Raw genomic sequence first — 16,039 nt, forward strand, 5'->3', positions numbered from 1 at the left:
CGTGGCGGATTCCGTCAACCCCGCGGCTGTGGACGCCGTCATCCTTGTCGGCGGGCAGGGCACCCGGTTGCGGCCGCTGACGCTGTCGGCACCCAAGCCGATGCTGCCCACCGCAGGCCTGCCGTTCCTGACCCATCTGTTGTCCCGGATCGCGGCGGCGGGCATCGAGCATGTCGTGCTCGGCACCTCCTATAAGGCAGCCGTGTTCGAGTCGGAGTTCGGGGACGGCTCCAAGCTGGGCCTTCAGATCGAATATGTCGTCGAAGACGAGCCGTTGGGCACCGGCGGCGGGATCGCCAACGTCGCACACAAGCTGCGGCACGACACCGTGATGGTCTTCAACGGCGACGTGCTTTCGGGTGCCGACCTCGGCGCCCTGCTCGCCACCCATCACGACCACGGCGCCGATGTGACGTTGCATCTCGTCCGCGTCGGCGATCCGAGGGCGTTCGGTTGCGTGCCCACCAACGCCGACGGGGTCGTCACCGCGTTCCTGGAGAAGACCGAGGATCCGCCGACCGACCAGATCAATGCGGGCTGCTATGTGTTCAAGCGCGAGATCATCGACCGGCTGCCGAAGGGCAGGGCACTGTCGGTGGAACGCGAGGTGTTCCCGCAGCTGCTGGCCGACGGTTTCAAGGTGTGCGCGTACGTCGACTCCACGTACTGGCGCGATATGGGAACGCCGGAGGACTTCGTCCGCGGCTCGTCCGACCTGGTTCGCGGCATCGCGCCGTCGCCCGCACTGCAGGGCCATCGGGGGGAGTCGCTGGTGCACGACGGCGCCGCGGTGGCTCCCGGTGCGCTGTTGATCGGCGGGACCGTCGTCGGAAGGGGCGCCGAAATCGGTCCCGGCGCACGACTCGACGGCGCGGTGATCTTCGACGGGGTCCGGGTCGAGGCGGGTTCGGTGATCGAGCGGTCCATCATCGGGTTCGGTGCCCGCATCGGGCCTCGCGCGCTGATCCGCGACGGCGTCATCGGCGACGGGGCCGATATCGGCGCGCGCTGCGAACTGCTGCGCGGTGCGCGGGTGTGGCCAGGGGTGTCCATCCCCGACGGTGGCATCCGCTACTCGACCGACGTCTGATTGCGTCGGGGCCTCGATTTTGCACGGAGGGCTGTGCTACTGCGTGGACCACGACCGTCAGCGCAAATTCGGGCGATAGCCGCGACGGCTGAATGCTTCCCCGACGCGGTGCAGGATGTAGCCCCTGGTGTGCTCGGCGACCACATGGATGTCGATCCAGCCCTGCCCGTCGATCAGCTCAGCCCTGCCGATGTCGTGGACATACCGGCCGCGGTCGGTGAAATGGTATTGACCGTCGTAGTCGAGACCGACCTTCGGCTCGTCATATCCCATGTCGATGAATGCCTCGTTGAAGCCATCGGTCACCCGAATCTGCGTTCGCGGCGGCGGGTTTCCAGCGTCGATGAGCAGCAGCCTTAGCCAGGTTTCCCTGGGGGATTGCGCTCCGCCGTCCACCAATGCGAGAGCTTTTCTCGCACGGGGCAGACCGCGGGCCCGCTGATAGCGCTCGCCGAGCAGCAGTACATCGGAAGCCTTGACGTCGGTGGCGTTCGCAAGGGCGTCGAGGTGTCTCACTGCGATATCGCGTGGCATGTGCCTGGCGATGTCCCATGCCGTCCGCTGAAGCGATGTCACCGTCAAGCCCGCGATCTCGACGATCTCGTGGTCCTCGATCAGCTCGTTGCGAACGATGATTCCCGGAGGAGGCCGGCCGCAACGCCAGATCATCTCGACGGGCGTATCGTCGTCGACCCACTTCGCCCCGTGAAGGGCCGCGGCGGCCCGCCCCGAGATCACCCCGTCACGTCTCGACCAGAGCCAGGCGCCGATGGTGTTGCTTCGCAGGGAGTTCGCTGCCTCCTTCGGCGCATAGACGTCGGGGAACAGCGCGCGGTAATTCCATCTCAATCGCGCGCGGGTCAACCCGCCGCCTGCCAGCGCCTCACTACCTTTGAAGACTTCGACCACACCGTGATGTTGAAGAGCGGACCCGACAAATGAAGCGCCGGCGGTCGGTTTTGCGGCTAGGGCTGTGGATAACGTGGCATCACAGCCCTGTCTGCAAAATCGGCGCTATCGCCGACGTGACGCGGCAGCCGCCAGCTGCGCGAGCCCGAAGTCGGTGTCGTCGGGCAGTACGTCCAGCTGCCACCAGCGCAGATCCAAAGACTCGTCGCTGCAGACGATTTCGGCGTCCGGTGGGGCATGGGCGATGAACTGCAGGTCGAGGTGACGGGTCGGCACGCCCAGCGAGCAGACCACCGGATGCACGTGCAGCGCAGCGATACCGGTGTCCATCCTCAGCCCGCCGATACCGGACTCCTCGGCCGCTTCGCGCAGCGCGGCCGCGACGATGTCGGGGTCGCCGTCCTCGCAGTGCCCGCCTAGTTGAAGCCAACGGCCGAACCGCGGATGCAGGGTCAGCAGGACCCGTGTCCCGGTGTGGTCGAGCACCAGCGCTGAGGCGGTGACATGGCCGGGCACGCATTCCCTCTTGCAGGCATCCTCGCGGCCGAGCACGAACGACAACACCGCATGCCGCAGCGCGTCCTGCGCGGGGTCGGGCGCCGCCCACGTGGTTAGCGCCTCGATTGTGGACTCCCGCAAGGTCATCCATGCTCCTGGTGTGCGCGGGTCACTTGCGCACCAGCAGGCCGTCGGTCGATGCCGGCTCGCGTGGGCCCAGCGGTTCGGCGGGGTAGCCGATCGCGATGGCGCCCAACGGTTCCCATTCGTCGGGCAGGCTCAGCTCGGAGCGGACCAAATCCGCGGCGAAGATCGTCGAACCGATCCAGCAGCTGCCCACCCCGCGGACGGCCAGTGCGACAAGAAGCGCCTGAACGGCCGCCCCGACCGCGACGGTGAACATGGTGTGTTCGGCGGCGGTACGTGCGGCGTCCGGGTAGCTGTGCGCACCGTCGGGGACCAGAAACGGGATCACCAGTTCGGGTGCGTCGTAGAGGATCTGGCCGCGGCCAACCCGACGTTCGACGGCGTCGGCCGCCTTGCCGTCGCCCGCGAGATCGGCTCGCCACCTGTCCTTCATCAGGTCCAGCAGGGCGATCTTGGCTGTTGGGTCGGCCATCCACACGAACCGCACCGGGCGGGTGTGGTGCGGGGCGGGCGCGGTCAACGCCTCGGCGACCGCGGCTTCGATGAGGTCGGGTGCGACGGGCTCCGCGCTGAACCGCCGAACCGAGCGGCGCAACAGCTGCGCCTGCCCGCGACCCAACGCGAGCGCCTCCTGCGTGCCCAGCCAGAAAAGATCCTCTTCGCCGGGTCGCAGCAGCGCGCGGGCATTGGATCCGTTGTCGCGCGGTGTCAGCCCGCGCACCACGGCGACCGGGATCCCGGTCAGCTTGCCCTTCACCAGATCGGCGGCGGCGGCGATCTCGTCGGCGACCGCGACCTCGGTGACGACGAGCTCGTTGCCGTGTACGTCCTGCGCCCCCGCATACCCGTGCAACACCGTCAGACCCGCTGCGCCGATGGCGGCGTCGATCTGGCCGTTGCGCCAGGCGCGGCCCATCGTGTCGGTGACGACCACGCCGACGGTCACGCCGAGCCGGTCGCGCAGCCCCGCGCGCAGCGCAGCGGCGCTGCCGTCGGGGTCGACGGGCAGCAGGGCGAGTTCGGTTGAGCCGACGTTGGAGCCGTCAACGCCCGCGGCGGCCTGCACGATACCGAGGTTGTTCTCGGTGATCAGCGTCTTACCCTTGCGGGCAAGCACCCGCACTGCCTCCTCGTCGATCAACTTGCGCCGCAGCGCATCCCGCTGTTCAGGATCCTGCGGCGCTGGCACGATACGGCCTTCGCATTTTGACATCACCTTGCTGGTGACGACGACGACGTCGTCATCGCGAAGCCACGGTGCGGCGGCGGCCACTGCGGCGGCGAGGTCGTCGCCGGGGCGGAACTCGGGCAGGCCGGTCACCGGAAGCAGCTCGATAGCGGCGGCCGAACCGTGCTCGGTCATGGCTTCAATCCCGCGAGATCCAAGCCGGCGCAGACCATTTCGGCCGTCGTCGCCGGATCCTTCATCAGAAGCGGCACCGACCGCACGTCGACACCGGCGATCTCGGCGGTGTCACCCTCGTGCACCAGCCAGCCGTCCAGAATGCCGACGCCCGAACGCGGCCCGTAGTACCCGCCGACCGCCTCCGACGTGCTGGCCACCCCGATCACAGAAAGGCATTCATCTGCCATGCCGCGCAACGGTTTTCCCGCCACAATAGGGGAGTAGCCGATGACGCGCGCCGATGTCGACCGCAGTGCTCCGCGGATTCCCGGTATGGCAAGGATCGAGCCGATGCTGACCACCGGGTTGGACGGTGCAACCAGCACCACGTCCGCCGAAGCGATCGCGTCGGTGACCCCTGGCCCCGCCGTGGCTTTGTCGGTTCCGACGAAAGCGAAGCTGTGTGTCGGCACCTGCGCCCGGTACCGCACCCACCATTCCTGGAAGTGGATCGCCTTTCGTTCACCGGTCTCGGGATCGGTGATGACGACATGTGTTTCGCTGCGGTCATCGGAGGCGGGCAGCAGGGTCGCGCCGGGGGACCAGCGCTTGCACAACGCCTCTGTCACCTCCGACAGCGGGTAGCCGGCCCGCAGCATCTGGCTGCGCACCAGATGGGTGGCCAGGTCGCGGTCGCCGAGCCCGAACCAGTCCGGTTGCACTCCGTAGGCGGCGAGTTCCTCCTTGGCATGCCAGGTTTCGTTGCGGTGGCCCCAGCCGCGTTCGGGGTCGATACCGCCGCCGAGGGTGTACATGCAGGTGTCGAGGTCTGGGCAGATTCGCACGCCGAACATCCATGCGTCGTCGCCGACATTGACAACCGCGGACAGCGAATGATCTTGTGACTGGCCGCCAGCGAACTGGCCAAGGCCGAGCAAGTGCTGCACGCCCAGCAGGAATCGCGCGCCGCCGACTCCGCCGACCAGAACGGTGACCTTCACAACGACCGAGAGTAGGCGTTCGGTCACGAAGTGGTCTCGGCAGCCAGGCGATATGAGGCTGTGACAGACACGCCGGAGCAGCGACGCGCCGAAATCAGATAACGAGATGGTATGAAAATCGGTTCTAGCGCTTGACCCCGGCAGCTAACAAGTGTGTAATCACATCAGTGTCATTTTTCGGTTGGCCGGCCGGTTCCGGTGTCGCAGACCGAGATTCGATCACATGTTCGAATTGGGATCGCCGCACATTTCGATCGTGGGGCTCATAGCGGATCAGTGAGACTTAAGTGTGAGGAGGGGAAGATGTCTTTTGAGCAGGTCGATTTCGGTCAGCATGCAGCATTCGACAGTCGGGTAATTGGCTCCGTAGGCAATATCCCGCACACCAATACCGGGCCTGCGTCGTACGAAGCGTTGGGTCGTCCCCAATTGAGTCTGGTGCCTGAGCGTCCAGAACTCGACGCGATAGCGCCGGCAACTTCAGACGACGAATGGCAGGAGCGCGCGCTGTGCGCGCAAACGGATCCAGAGGCGTTCTTCCCCGAGAAGGGCGGCTCGACTCGGGAGGCCAAGCGCATCTGCTTGGGTTGCGAGGTTCGCGACGCCTGCCTCGATTACGCCCTGGCCCATGACGAGCGCTTCGGCATCTGGGGCGGCCTCTCCGAGCGGGAGCGCCGTCGCCTCAAGCGCGGCATCATCTGACGCTCTTCGCGCAAGCGCTCATGGCAATTTGAACGATCGCATCACTCGTCGTCGATCGAAGGGTCGATGACCGAAGGCTCGACGCCCAGATATGTGGCGACCTGGGCCACCAGCACCTCATGCAACAGCTCGGCGAGTTCGACGGTGTCCTTCGCCCGTCGCTCGATCGGCTTGCGGAACAACACGATTCGCGCTCGAGTAGAATTCCCGCGGACATCGACGCCCGCCGGAATCAGCCGGGCCAGCGCGATCGGACCGTCGGCCACCACCTCCGGCGGCCACTGCACACTTTCGGGGTCCTTGGGTGCTATCCGCGGGATCTCGTCGACGGCGACGTCGAGTGCAGTCACCCGGTCCTGCCACCGCCGCTCGATCGGCTCGTAGGCCTCGAGCACCGCCATGTCGAACCGCTCGGCCCGGCTGCGCCAGCCGGGCACGGTAGAGGGAAGCAACGGACCGCGCATCTCACGGCCTCGGCGTGATCGCTCGGCCACCCGAGAACTGTAACGGTTGGAAGTCGGGCCGCCGACCGCTGCGTGTCCGGCACCGCCGCGGGTTTCTCCCGCGATAGCCTCTCGTTCGTGAATGTTCCCCGTCGCTGCTGCCGGCCCGGGTGCCCGCACTATGCCGTCGCGACGCTGACGTTCGTCTACTCCGATTCCACCGCGGTGGTTGGCCCGCTGGCCACGGTCTCGGAGCCGCATTCATGGGACCTGTGCGTGAGCCACGCCGGCCGGATCACCGCCCCCCGCGGTTGGGAGCTGGTCCGCCACGCCGGGCCGTTGCCGACCCATCCGGACGAGGACGATCTGATCGCTCTCGCCGAGGCGGTCCGCGAGGGCCGCGAGGCGCCCGTCGGCGGTATGGTGGCCGGCTTCACCGATCCCGTCACCGGCGTCCACGGCGGCGCGCTGATGGCGCCGCCCGCCCCTCGTCCCGAGTCGAACGGCCGCAAGCGCGGCCACCTGCGGGTGTTACCCGACCCGGCCGAGTAACAGTGAAGTAGTCGCGGCCGCGACCGATAGGCTGACGCTATGTCCCGATCGGCCGCGGCAGTCCACCACGTAATCAAGGCGTATGACGTGCGTGGACTCGTCGGCGAGGAGATCGACGAGGGCTTTGTCGCCGATGTCGGAGCGGCCTTCGCGCGGATGGTGCGCGACGAGGGCGCCCGGCAGGTGACGATCGGATACGACATGCGGGCCAGCTCGCCGACGCTGGCCGCCGCGTTCGCCGACGGCGTAACGTCCCAAGGCCTTGACGTCGTGCGGATCGGGCTGGCCTCAACGGATCAGCTCTATTTCGCTTCCGGAATGTTGGACTGCCCCGGCGCGATGTTCACCGCCAGCCACAACCCCGCTGCCTACAACGGCATAAAGCTGTGCCGCGCAGGCGCCAAGCCCGTCGGCAAGGACACCGGGCTGACGACCATCAGCGACGACGTCATCGCGGGCGTGCCCACTTTCGACGGGCCGCCAGGCTCCATCACCGACCGCGACGTGCTCGCCGACTACGGCGAGTTCCTGCGCTCGCTTGTCGATCTGTCCGGCCTGCGGCCGTTGCGGGTCGCCGTCGACGCCGGGAACGGGATGGCAGGCCACACCACACCCGCCGTACTCGGCCCGCTGTCCTCGCTTGAGCTGCTGCCGCTGTACTTCGAACTCGACGGCACCTTCCCCAACCACGAGGCCAACCCGCTGAACCCGGACAACCTCGTCGACCTGCAAAACCACGTGATCGCCACCGGCGCCGACATCGGGCTCGCATTCGACGGCGACGCCGACCGGTGTTTCGTGGTCGACGAATCCGGGCATCCGATTTCGCCGTCAGCGGTGACAGCCCTCGTCGCCGCACGCGAATTGAACAGGGAGATCGGCGCAACGGTGATTCACAACCTGATCACCTCACGGGCGGTGCCCGAACTGGTCATCGAGCGGGGTGGCACCCCGGTGCGATCCCGCGTCGGCCATTCATACATCAAGGGCTTGATGGCCGAAACCGGTGCGATCTTCGGCGGGGAACACTCGGCGCACTACTACTTCCGCGACTTCTGGGGCGCAGACTCCGGGATGCTGGCCGCCCTTCACGTGTTGGCGGCGCTCGGCGAGCAGCGCAGGCCGTTGTCGGAACTGATGGCCGACTATCAGCGCTACGAAGCCTCGGGCGAAATCAACTTCACCGTCGTCGACGCGCACGCATGCGTCGACTCGGTACTGAAATCCTTTTCAGACCGCATCAAATCGATCGACCACCTCGACGGGGTGACCGTCGATCTGGGCGACGGCAACTGGTTCAACCTGCGCACCTCCAACACCGAACCGCTTCTGCGGCTCAACGTGGAAGGGCGCAGCACCGAAGACGTCGACGAGGTCGTCGGGCAGGTGGCCGCCGAAATCGCGGCACAAACGACGGCGCCGGCAGAGACTCAAACATGATCGCGCCTGCCACTATCGACTTCGACGATGCCGAGGGCCTGCTGGCCGCCGACCGGGGTGGGCTGCTACGCGGGGCTTCGATGGCCGGTGCCCAGGTGCGCGCGACCGCCGCAGCGGTCGCCGAGGGCGCGCTCGAGTCCGTCGCCGGCGACCCTCCGCGCACGTTGATCTGGGTCGCGGGTCGCGGCAACGCCGAGACGGCCGGCTCGATTCTGGCTGCGGCGCTTGGCGGTTCGGCCGCGGCGCCGATCGTCGTCTGCGCAGAGGCGCCGCCGTGGATCGGTGCATTGGACCTTCTCGTCGTCGCGGGCGACGATCCCGGTGACCCCGCACTGGTCGGCGCGGCGGCGACCGCGGTGCGACGCGGCGCCAGGGTGGTCGTGGTGGCGCCATACGACGGTCCGCTGCGCGACGCCACCGCGGGGCGCGCGGCCGTGCTCGAGCCAAGGCTGTGGGTTCCCGACGACTTCGGTCTGGCCCGGTATCTGGCCGCGGGCCTCGCGGTCCTCTATGCGGTCGACCCGAGCCTGAGCACCGATCTCGGTGCGCTCGCCGACGAACTCGACGCAGAGGCGTTGCGCAACAGCGCAGGACGCGAACTGTTCACCAATCCCGCCAAGACGTTGGCCGACCGGATGACCGGGCGCGCCGTCGTGCTCACCGGCGACAATGCGGCCACGCTCGCCATCGCCCGTCACGCAGGCGCGGTCTTGCTGCGGATCGCGCTCCAGGCGGTCGCCTCCGTCGGGCTTGCCGACGTCATCGTCGCCCTACGCACAGGGCTGGGCGCTGCGTCCAACGCCGACCGGGAAGCCGCCCTGTTTCACGACGACGAGATCGACGGCCCACTGCCGGAGCGCGCCAGGGTGATCGCGCTGACACTGCAAGCCGAGCGTGCGGTGGTGACGGCACGGGTCGCCGGACTCGACGACATCGACATCGTCGGCGCCGAAGACGTGCCCGACGTTGCCGACGCACCGGTAAAGGCGGGGCGTCCCGAGCAGCAATTGGCGGTGTTGGCCGTCCGGTTCGAGATGGCGGCCACCTACCTGCGACTGGTTCGAGGTTAGGCGCGTGAACCTGTTACGAGGAGCGCTGCGGACGTATGCATGGGGTTCGCGGACAGCCATTGCCGAATTCACCGGAAAGCCAAGTCCCACGGCCCATCCGGAGGCTGAGTTGTGGTTCGGCGCGCACCCCGCCGACCCGGCGTGGCTGGAGACCGACTCCGGTGAGCACTCGCTGCTGGATGCCGTGCGCTCCGATCCGGAAGGACAGCTTGGCGGTGCGGTTCGACATCGCTTCGGCGACACGTTGCCGTTCCTGATGAAGGTGCTTGCCGCCGACGAACCGTTGTCCCTGCAGGCCCATCCGAGCGCCGAGCAGGCCGCAGAGGGCTTCGCGCGGGAGGATCGGCTCGGCATCCCGGTGTCCTCGCCGATCCGCAACTACCGCGATCGCAGCCACAAGCCGGAACTGCTGGTGGCGCTGAGCACCTTCGAGGTGCTCGCCGGCTTCCGGCCCGCCGCGAAATCGGTGGAATTGATACGGGCGCTTGCGGTTTCCGACCTGGATCCGTTCGTGAACCTGCTGGCCGGCCAGCCGGACGCGGACGGTCTGCGGGCGCTGTTCACCACCTGGATCACCGCGCCGCAACCGGATCTCGACCTGCTGGTGCCCGCCGTGATCGACGGTGCGATCAACTACGTCCGCTCCGGGAAGAAGGAGTTCGCGGCGGAGGCCAGGACCGTGCTCGAGTTGGGGGAGCGGTACCCCGGCGACGCGGGTGTGCTTGCCTCGCTGCTGCTGAACCGGCTGACCTTGCGCCCGGGCGAGGGGATCTACATGCCCGCAGGCAACCTGCACACGTACCTGCACGGTGTCGGTATCGAGGTAATGGCCAACTCCGACAACGTCCTTCGCGGTGGCCTGACGCCCAAACACGTCGACGTCCCCGAGCTGCTGCGGGTGCTGGATTTCACGCCGGCCAATGAGGCGGTGTTGCGCCCGAAGATGTCGCAGGACGGGATGGAAACGGTCTACGAGACCGCGGCGCCGGAGTTCTCGGTGTCGGTGTTGGGCATCGACGGAGACCGTCTCGGCCACCAGGTGGACGCGCCGTCGCGCCACGACGGGCCGCAGATCCTGTTGTGCAGCGAGGGTTCGGCGGTGCTGCACGCCAAGGCGGGCGAGGTGACTTTGGAGCGGGGTGGCGCGGCGTGGGTGGCGGCCGACGACGGGCCCATCAGGCTCGTCGCCCAGCGTCCGACCAAGCTGTTCCGCGCGACCGTGGGCATCTAGTGTCCGCCGAGGGCAGCGCGAGAGCGATCCTGGCGGCCCTGATCGCCAACGCGGGTATCGCCGTCGCGAAGTTCGTCGGCTTTCTGATCACCGGCAGCTCGTCGATGCTGGCCGAGTCGGTGCACTCGGTCGCCGACACCAGCAATCAGGGTCTGCTGCTGCTTGGGCAGCGCCAGTCGCGAAGGGCGGCGGACCCGCTGCACCAGTTCGGATACGGCCGTAGCCGGTACTTCTACTCGTTCGTGGTGGCGCTTGTCCTGTTCACGCTCGGGTCGGTATTCGCCCTCTACGAGGGATACCACAAGATCTCGCACCCGTCGGAGCTCACCTCGCCGATCGTGGCGATCGTGATCCTGGCTGTCGCAATCCTGTTGGAGGGCTACAGCTTTCGCACCGCAGTAAAGGAGTCGCGACCGCTGAAGGGATCCGGCAGTTGGTGGCGGTTCATCCGCAACTCGCGCAACCCGGAGCTTCCGGTCGTCCTGCTTGAGGATTCGGGCGCGCTCGTCGGCCTGGTGTTCGCGCTGACCGGTGTCGGGCTGACGATGCTGACGTCAGATCCCGTGTGGGACGGCGTCGGCACCATCGGGATCGGCGTGCTGCTCGGCGTCATCGCCGTCGTCCTGATGATCGAGATGCACAGCCTGCTGATCGGCGAGGGCGCCACCCGGGAAGAGGATCGGGCGATCCGGGCGGCGCTCGAGCAGACCGACAACATCGACCGCCTGATCCACCTGCGTACGCAATACCTGGGCCCCGAGGAATTGCTGGTCGGTGCGAAGATCGCGCTCGCGCCGTCGACCGACTTGGCCACCGTGGCCGCCACCATCAACGCGGCAGAAGCGGCGATCCGTGCGGCGGTGCCCGCCGTGCAGGTCATCTACCTGGAACCAGATCTCGATCGTGCGCTCGCCGGCTCCTAGCCGCCCGCTTCTCGGCGAGCAACAAGCGCATGTTGTGCCCGATGGTCCGGGCGACCAACTTCCCCGACGGGACCATGTAGAGGCTGTCCAGCAGGCTGAACCGGCGTAGAAACCATTCGGCGAGAACGGGATCCGTCTCGGCCGCGCCGAGGAACTGGTCGAACAGCTCACCCACCGGCCGGTACCACCACGGCATCCTTCCCGCGGCTCCGTGCAGTACCAGGTCCCCGATCGCGTTCATCGTCCACACCGGATACGTCGACTTCGCTGTCGCCGCGTTGAATTCGCGGGCGAGGTCCGTGTCTGGCGACTCCAGCGCCCGTTGCAGATGGCCCGCCTGCAGCGAGGTCATCGTCATGCCCTGCCCGTATGTCGGATTGAAGCTGGCGACGGCGTCGCCGAACGGCAGGATGCCCGCCGGGAAACGGTCCAGCTTGTGGTACCGGCGCCACCGGCTGGCCGGGAATTTGTGGAACGTGACATCGCCGATGGGCTGCGCCTTGCGGACGGCCGCCGCGATGTGCGGGGGAACGATTTCGTCGGCCAGCGCGCACATCTCGGCGAAATCATGCGGCGGCTCGGCGTTGGCCACACCGAAGGTGGTCAGGCCCCAAGTGCCGTCCTCGTAACACAGCATGCCCAGCCCGCGCGTCTGGTTGCGGGATGCGCCAGAAACCACCACCTTCTCGGCGATCAGTCCGTCCGGAATGCGCAGCTGATGGGTGGCGTAGCTGATCCCGACATCGACACTGCCCTCGGGAGGACGGTCGAATCCCCACTGCTCCAACCAGACTGGAAGGCGGGTCCCGCGGCCTGCGGCGTCGACGACGAGATCGGCAGGTATGTCGTCACCGGCGTCCAGCCGGACCCCGGACACCCGCTGCCGCGCCGCGTCGTACGTCGGCTCGGCCACCCCGGCCGAGACCAGCTCGACGTTGGGAATGGCCGTGGCCTTACGGCGGATCTGCCACTCCAGGTGCGGGCGGCTGGGCACATAGGCGGTGAACTCGTCGCGCAGCACACGAGACGTACCGAGGACATGGCCTGCCCCGCCGAAGTGAATGCAGTCCGGCCGGTTCTGCAGGATCGGCACACCGCAGGCGACCATGTCGTCGAGCAGGCCGGGGAAGTGGCGTTCGAGTTCCTTGGCGCCGCGCGCCAACAACAGGTGCACGTGCCTGCCCTGCGGCACGGCCCTGCGGTTGGCGGCATCGGAGGGCAGTGCGTCGCGTTCGTAGACCGTGACCCGGTCATAAAAGTCCGACAGCACACGCGCCGCGCACATGCCGGCGATGCTCGCCCCGATGACGACAGCGTGGTTCCCACTCCGCCCCATGGGCGCCGATGGTAGTGGGTACTCAACGTGCGCCGATCTACCTTCGGATCGGCGTCACGAAAGGGTAAGGCGTATGGATCGCGTATTGCTTGGCAAGCGAACGAAGTCCGTAGAGCAGTCCATCGAAGACACCGACGAGCCGGGAACCCGGTTGCGCAAGGACCTGACCTGGTGGGACTTGATCGTCTTCGGGGTGTCGGTGGTGATCGGCGCTGGCATCTTCACCATCACCGCGTCCACCGCGGGCGGCATCGCCGGGCCTGCGATATCGATCTCGTTCATCCTCGCCGCGATCGCCTGCGGGCTCGCGGCCCTGTGCTACGCCGAGTTCGCCTCCACGGTTCCCGTCGCGGGCAGCGCCTACACCTTCTCCTACGCCAGCTTCGGCGAGGTGGTGGCCTGGATCATCGGCTGGGACCTGGTGCTCGAGTTCGCGGTCGGCGCCGCGACCGTCGCCAAGAGCTGGTCGACGTATCTGGGTGAGGTGTTCGGTTTTGCAGGCGGTGAGATTGCACTGGGGCCGCTGACCATCGACTGGGGCGCGGTCGTCATCGTCGCGATCGTCACCACGTTGCTGGCGCTTGGCACCAAGCTGTCGTCGAACGTCAGCGCCGTCATCACCCTGATCAAGGTGGCCGTCGTCCTTGTCGTCATCGTCGTCGGGGCGTTCTACATCAAGATGTCGAACTACACCCCGTTCGTTCCGCCTGCGGAACCCGGCGGAGGCGCGGGAGAGCAGTCGTTGTTCTCGCTGCTCACCGGGGCGGGTAGCAGCAACTACGGCTGGTACGGCCTGTTGGCGGGTGCATCGATCGTGTTCTTCGCGTTCATCGGGTTCGACGTCGTCGCGACCACTGCGGAGGAGACGAAGGATCCGCAGCGCGATGTGCCCCGCGGCATCTTCGGGACGCTGGCGATCGTCACCGTGCTCTATGTCGCGGTGGCCGCGGTGCTGACCGGAATGGTCAAATACACCGAGCTTGCGAAGGCGGGCGAGGACGCCAACCTCGCGACGGCGTTCAGCCTCAACGGCATCGACTGGGCCGCCACCCTGATCAGCGTCGGCGCGCTGGCCGGGCTGACGACGGTCGTCATGGTGTTGATCCTCGGTCAGATCCGGGTGCTGTTCGCCATGTCGCGCGACCGGCTGCTGCCGCATCAGCTGGCCCAGACCGGCTCGCACGGCACCCCGGTGAGGCTGACCATCATCGTGGGCGTCGTCGTGGCGGCCGCGGCGGCCTTCTTCCCGATCACCAAGCTCGAAGAGATGGTCAACGTCGGGACGCTGTTCGCGTTCGTCCTGGTCTCGGCGGGTGTCATCATCCTTCGGCGTAGCCGCCCCGACCTGCACCGCGCGTTCCGGGTGCCGCTGGTGCCGTGGCTGCCGATCGCCGCGATCGTCGCCTGCCTGTGGCTGATGCTGAACCTGACGGCGCTGACCTGGATCCGCTTCCTGATCTGGATGGCGCTCGGCATGGCCGTTTACATGCTGTACGGCCGCCGCCACTCGGCGCTCGCGCAGCGGGACGCCGCGGCTTCGGCGTGACTGGTTGCGGCCACGAGCGCACCTAAACCGCCGAAATCATGGAAGGCGAGTTTACAAAGTAAGCGTCTGTGTCTAGACAGCGTACAAAAGTCGTCCTATAGTCAAGTGCATGAATCGAGGCAACGTCGCACTTTCACAAACCGAAATCGACCAGTGGCGGGATAAGAAACGGCATCTGTGGCTGATGGGGCTGATCGCCCCGACCGCGTTGTTCGTGATGATGCCGCTGGTGTGGGCGTTCAACCAGTGGGGTTGGCATGTCGCGGCCCAGGTGCCGTTCTGGATCGGGCCGATTCTGCTCTACATCCTGTTGCCCGCGCTCGACCTGCGGTTCGGGCCTGACGGCCAGAACCCGCCCGACGAAGTGATGGAGCGGTTGGAGAACGACAAGTACTACCGCTACTGCACCTACATCTACATCCCGTTCCAGTACGCCAGCGTCATCTTCGGCGCCTATCTGTTCACCGCGTCCGACCTCAGCTGGCTGGGGTTTGACGGTGGGCTCGGCTGGCCGGCCAAGATCGGGCTCGCCCTGTCGGTCGGGGTCCTCGGCGGGGTCGGCATCAACACCGCCCACGAGATGGGCCACAAGAAGGACGAGCTGGAGCGCTGGCTGAGCAAGATCACGCTGGCCCAAACCTGCTACGGCCACTTCTACATCGAGCACAACCGCGGCCATCACGTCCGCGTCGCCACCCCGGAGGATCCCGCGTCGGCCCGGTTCGGTGAGACGTTCTGGGAGTTCCTGCCGCGCAGCGTGTGGGGCAGCGCGAAGTCGTCGTGGGAGCTGGAGGCCAAGCGGCTGCGGCGGGCGGGCAAGAGCCCGTGGCACTGGTCCAACGACGTGCTCAACGCGTGGGCGATGTCGATCGTGCTGTACGGCGTCCTGATCGCCGTGTTCGGTCTCGCGCTCATCCCGTATGTCGTCATCTCAGCGGTGTTCGGCTTCACGCTGCTGGAGACCGTCAACTACCTGGAGCACTACGGGCTGCTGCGGCAGAAGCTCGAGAGCGGCCGCTACGAGCGCTGCGCGCCGGTGCACAGCTGGAACTCCGACCACATCGTCACCAACCTGTTCCTGTACCACCTGCAGCGGCACAGCGATCACCACGCCAACCCGACCAGGCGCTATCAGACGCTGCGCAGCATGGAAGGTGCGCCCAACCTGCCCAGCGGCTACGCGTCGATGATCGGCCTGACGTACTTCCCGCCGCTGTGGCGCAAGGTGATGGATCACCGGGTGCTCGCGCACTACGACGGCGACATCACCCGGGTGAATATGTCGCCGCGCATGCGGGACAAGATGCTGGCCCGCTACGGCGCGGGGGTGCCGCAGTGAGCACCTATCGCTGCCCCGGTTGCGACTACACCTACGACGAGTCGAAAGGTGCTCCGCGCGAGGGGTTTCCGGCGGGAACGGGATGGAGCGAGATACCCGACGACTGGACCTGCCCCGACTGTGCGGTCCGCGAGAAGGTGGACTTCGAACCGGCTCGAGTTCATTGACACTGCGCTGAGGGCGCAAAAGTGCGAGAGAACCACCCCTCACCGCAGAGTCGACGCAAGCAGCAACCCAAGACGCGAGCAAGCAACCCAACCAGGAAGGAAATCTCATGAACGACTACAAGCTGTTCGTCTGCGTGCAGTGCGGCTTCGAGTACGACGAGGAGAAGGGTTGGCCGGAGGACGGAATCGCCCCCGGCACCAGGTGGGACGACATCCCCGACGACTGGAGCTGCCCGGACTGCGGCGCGGCCAAGTCCGATTTCGAGATGGTCGAGGTCGCCCGCTCTTGAGCGTTACCGT

The 16,039-nt window shown here is 67.0% G+C and carries 17 protein-coding genes; 11 read left to right on the plus strand and 6 right to left on the minus strand.

Annotation, left to right across the window (positions count from 1 at the left end):
• Position 1 precedes the first annotated feature (1 nt).
• Entirely contained in the window at positions 2-1,090 is a 1,089-nt protein-coding gene (gene manB / locus D6M19_RS12640; protein WP_123025578.1) for a mannose-1-phosphate guanylyltransferase ManB, read from the plus strand.
• Between the two features lie 57 nt (positions 1,091-1,147).
• Here the strand turns inward: manB and D6M19_RS12645 are convergent, their stop codons facing one another.
• The 4 genes from D6M19_RS12645 to cofD form a co-directional block, all read right to left on the minus strand.
• Positions 1,148-1,999, minus strand: coding sequence for a hypothetical protein (locus D6M19_RS12645; RefSeq protein ID WP_123025579.1), 852 nt, complete (start codon positions 1,997-1,999; stop codon positions 1,148-1,150).
• Positions 2,000-2,104: 105 nt separating this feature from the next.
• On the minus strand, positions 2,105-2,644 hold the full coding sequence (locus tag D6M19_RS12650) for an NUDIX domain-containing protein (RefSeq protein ID WP_123025580.1): 540 nt from the start codon (positions 2,642-2,644) through the stop codon (positions 2,105-2,107).
• A gap of 22 nt (positions 2,645-2,666) precedes the next feature.
• Complete coding sequence (locus tag D6M19_RS12655) at positions 2,667-4,007, minus strand: coenzyme F420-0:L-glutamate ligase (protein WP_123025581.1); 1,341 nt, start codon at positions 4,005-4,007, stop codon at positions 2,667-2,669.
• Positions 4,004-4,990, minus strand: coding sequence for a 2-phospho-L-lactate transferase (cofD, locus tag D6M19_RS12660; RefSeq protein WP_123025700.1), 987 nt, complete (start codon positions 4,988-4,990; stop codon positions 4,004-4,006). The genes D6M19_RS12655 and cofD overlap by 4 nt, the downstream gene beginning before the upstream one ends.
• Positions 4,991-5,425: 435 nt before the next feature.
• Between cofD and D6M19_RS12665 the strand changes: the two genes are divergently transcribed.
• Positions 5,426-5,692, plus strand: a complete 267-nt coding sequence (locus D6M19_RS12665) for a WhiB family transcriptional regulator (protein ID WP_206428518.1) — start codon at positions 5,426-5,428, stop codon at positions 5,690-5,692.
• Between the two features lie 41 nt (positions 5,693-5,733).
• Here D6M19_RS12665 and D6M19_RS12670 read toward each other — a convergent pair whose 3' ends face one another.
• The gene (locus D6M19_RS12670) at positions 5,734-6,156 is read right to left on the minus strand and encodes a metallopeptidase family protein (protein ID WP_123025702.1); all 423 of its coding nucleotides are present in this window, start codon (positions 6,154-6,156) and stop codon (positions 5,734-5,736) included.
• 117 nt (positions 6,157-6,273) lie between these two features.
• Here D6M19_RS12670 and D6M19_RS12675 point away from each other — a divergent pair, with 117 nt between their 5' ends.
• From D6M19_RS12675 to D6M19_RS12695, 5 genes are read left to right on the plus strand one after another with little or no spacing between them, the layout of a single operon-like run.
• On the plus strand, positions 6,274-6,687 hold the full coding sequence (locus tag D6M19_RS12675; RefSeq protein WP_123025703.1) for a DUF3499 domain-containing protein: 414 nt from the start codon (positions 6,274-6,276) through the stop codon (positions 6,685-6,687).
• Positions 6,688-6,726: 39 nt separating this feature from the next.
• Entirely contained in the window at positions 6,727-8,127 is a 1,401-nt protein-coding gene (locus tag D6M19_RS12680; RefSeq protein WP_123025582.1) for a phosphomannomutase/phosphoglucomutase, read from the plus strand.
• The gene (locus D6M19_RS12685) at positions 8,124-9,197 is read left to right on the plus strand and encodes a TobH protein (RefSeq protein ID WP_123025583.1); all 1,074 of its coding nucleotides are present in this window, start codon (positions 8,124-8,126) and stop codon (positions 9,195-9,197) included. The genes D6M19_RS12680 and D6M19_RS12685 overlap by 4 nt, the downstream gene beginning before the upstream one ends.
• A gap of 4 nt (positions 9,198-9,201) precedes the next feature.
• Positions 9,202-10,428, plus strand: a complete 1,227-nt coding sequence (manA, locus tag D6M19_RS12690) for a mannose-6-phosphate isomerase, class I (protein ID WP_123025584.1) — start codon at positions 9,202-9,204, stop codon at positions 10,426-10,428.
• Positions 10,428-11,351, plus strand: coding sequence for a cation diffusion facilitator family transporter (locus tag D6M19_RS12695; RefSeq protein WP_123025585.1), 924 nt, complete (start codon positions 10,428-10,430; stop codon positions 11,349-11,351). The genes manA and D6M19_RS12695 overlap by 1 nt, the downstream gene beginning before the upstream one ends.
• Here the strand turns inward: D6M19_RS12695 and D6M19_RS12700 are convergent.
• Complete coding sequence (locus D6M19_RS12700; RefSeq protein WP_123025586.1) at positions 11,305-12,687, minus strand: FAD-dependent oxidoreductase; 1,383 nt, start codon at positions 12,685-12,687, stop codon at positions 11,305-11,307. The two genes, D6M19_RS12695 and D6M19_RS12700, sit on opposite strands and share 47 nt — an antisense overlap.
• Positions 12,688-12,760: 73 nt before the next feature.
• On the opposite strand from D6M19_RS12700, the gene D6M19_RS12705 reads away from it, so the two are divergent.
• The 4 genes from D6M19_RS12705 to D6M19_RS12720 all read left to right on the plus strand — a co-directional run bounded on the left by D6M19_RS12705 (position 12,761) and on the right by D6M19_RS12720 (position 16,029).
• The gene (locus D6M19_RS12705) at positions 12,761-14,233 is read left to right on the plus strand and encodes an amino acid permease (RefSeq protein WP_123025587.1); all 1,473 of its coding nucleotides are present in this window, start codon (positions 12,761-12,763) and stop codon (positions 14,231-14,233) included.
• Between the two features lie 109 nt (positions 14,234-14,342).
• Positions 14,343-15,572 carry an alkane 1-monooxygenase gene (locus tag D6M19_RS12710; RefSeq protein ID WP_123025588.1) on the plus strand — a complete coding sequence of 410 codons (1,230 nt, stop codon included), beginning with the start codon at positions 14,343-14,345 and terminating at the stop codon, positions 15,570-15,572.
• Positions 15,569-15,739, plus strand: coding sequence for a rubredoxin (locus tag D6M19_RS12715; protein ID WP_123025589.1), 171 nt, complete (start codon positions 15,569-15,571; stop codon positions 15,737-15,739). The genes D6M19_RS12710 and D6M19_RS12715 overlap by 4 nt, the downstream gene beginning before the upstream one ends.
• Before the next feature lie 107 nt (positions 15,740-15,846).
• The gene (locus D6M19_RS12720; RefSeq protein ID WP_123025590.1) at positions 15,847-16,029 is read left to right on the plus strand and encodes a rubredoxin; all 183 of its coding nucleotides are present in this window, start codon (positions 15,847-15,849) and stop codon (positions 16,027-16,029) included.
• Positions 16,030-16,039 lie beyond the last annotated feature (10 nt).

Origin of the sequence: Mycolicibacterium stellerae (genome assembly GCF_003719305.1) — a bacterium.
Taxonomy (GTDB): domain Bacteria; phylum Actinomycetota; class Actinomycetes; order Mycobacteriales; family Mycobacteriaceae; genus Mycobacterium; species Mycobacterium stellerae.

Bases quoted from the DNA above. Each gene is read 5' to 3' on its own strand.
- D6M19_RS12705 (WP_123025587.1), top strand. From the start codon at position 12,761: ATGGATCGCGTATTGCTTGGCAAGCGAACGAAGTCCGTAGAGCAGTCC.
- D6M19_RS12685 (WP_123025583.1), top strand. From the start codon at position 8,124: ATGATCGCGCCTGCCACTATCGACTTCGACGATGCCGAGGGCCTGCTG.
- D6M19_RS12655 (WP_123025581.1), bottom strand. From the start codon at position 4,007: ATGACCGAGCACGGTTCGGCCGCCGCTATCGAGCTGCTTCCGGTGACC.
- D6M19_RS12680 (WP_123025582.1), top strand. From the start codon at position 6,727: ATGTCCCGATCGGCCGCGGCAGTCCACCACGTAATCAAGGCGTATGAC.
- D6M19_RS12670 (WP_123025702.1), bottom strand. From the start codon at position 6,156: ATGCGCGGTCCGTTGCTTCCCTCTACCGTGCCCGGCTGGCGCAGCCGG.
- D6M19_RS12700 (WP_123025586.1), bottom strand. From the start codon at position 12,687: ATGGGGCGGAGTGGGAACCACGCTGTCGTCATCGGGGCGAGCATCGCC.
- D6M19_RS12710 (WP_123025588.1), top strand. From the start codon at position 14,343: ATGAATCGAGGCAACGTCGCACTTTCACAAACCGAAATCGACCAGTGG.
- D6M19_RS12650 (WP_123025580.1), bottom strand. From the start codon at position 2,644: ATGACCTTGCGGGAGTCCACAATCGAGGCGCTAACCACGTGGGCGGCG.
- D6M19_RS12720 (WP_123025590.1), top strand. From the start codon at position 15,847: ATGAACGACTACAAGCTGTTCGTCTGCGTGCAGTGCGGCTTCGAGTAC.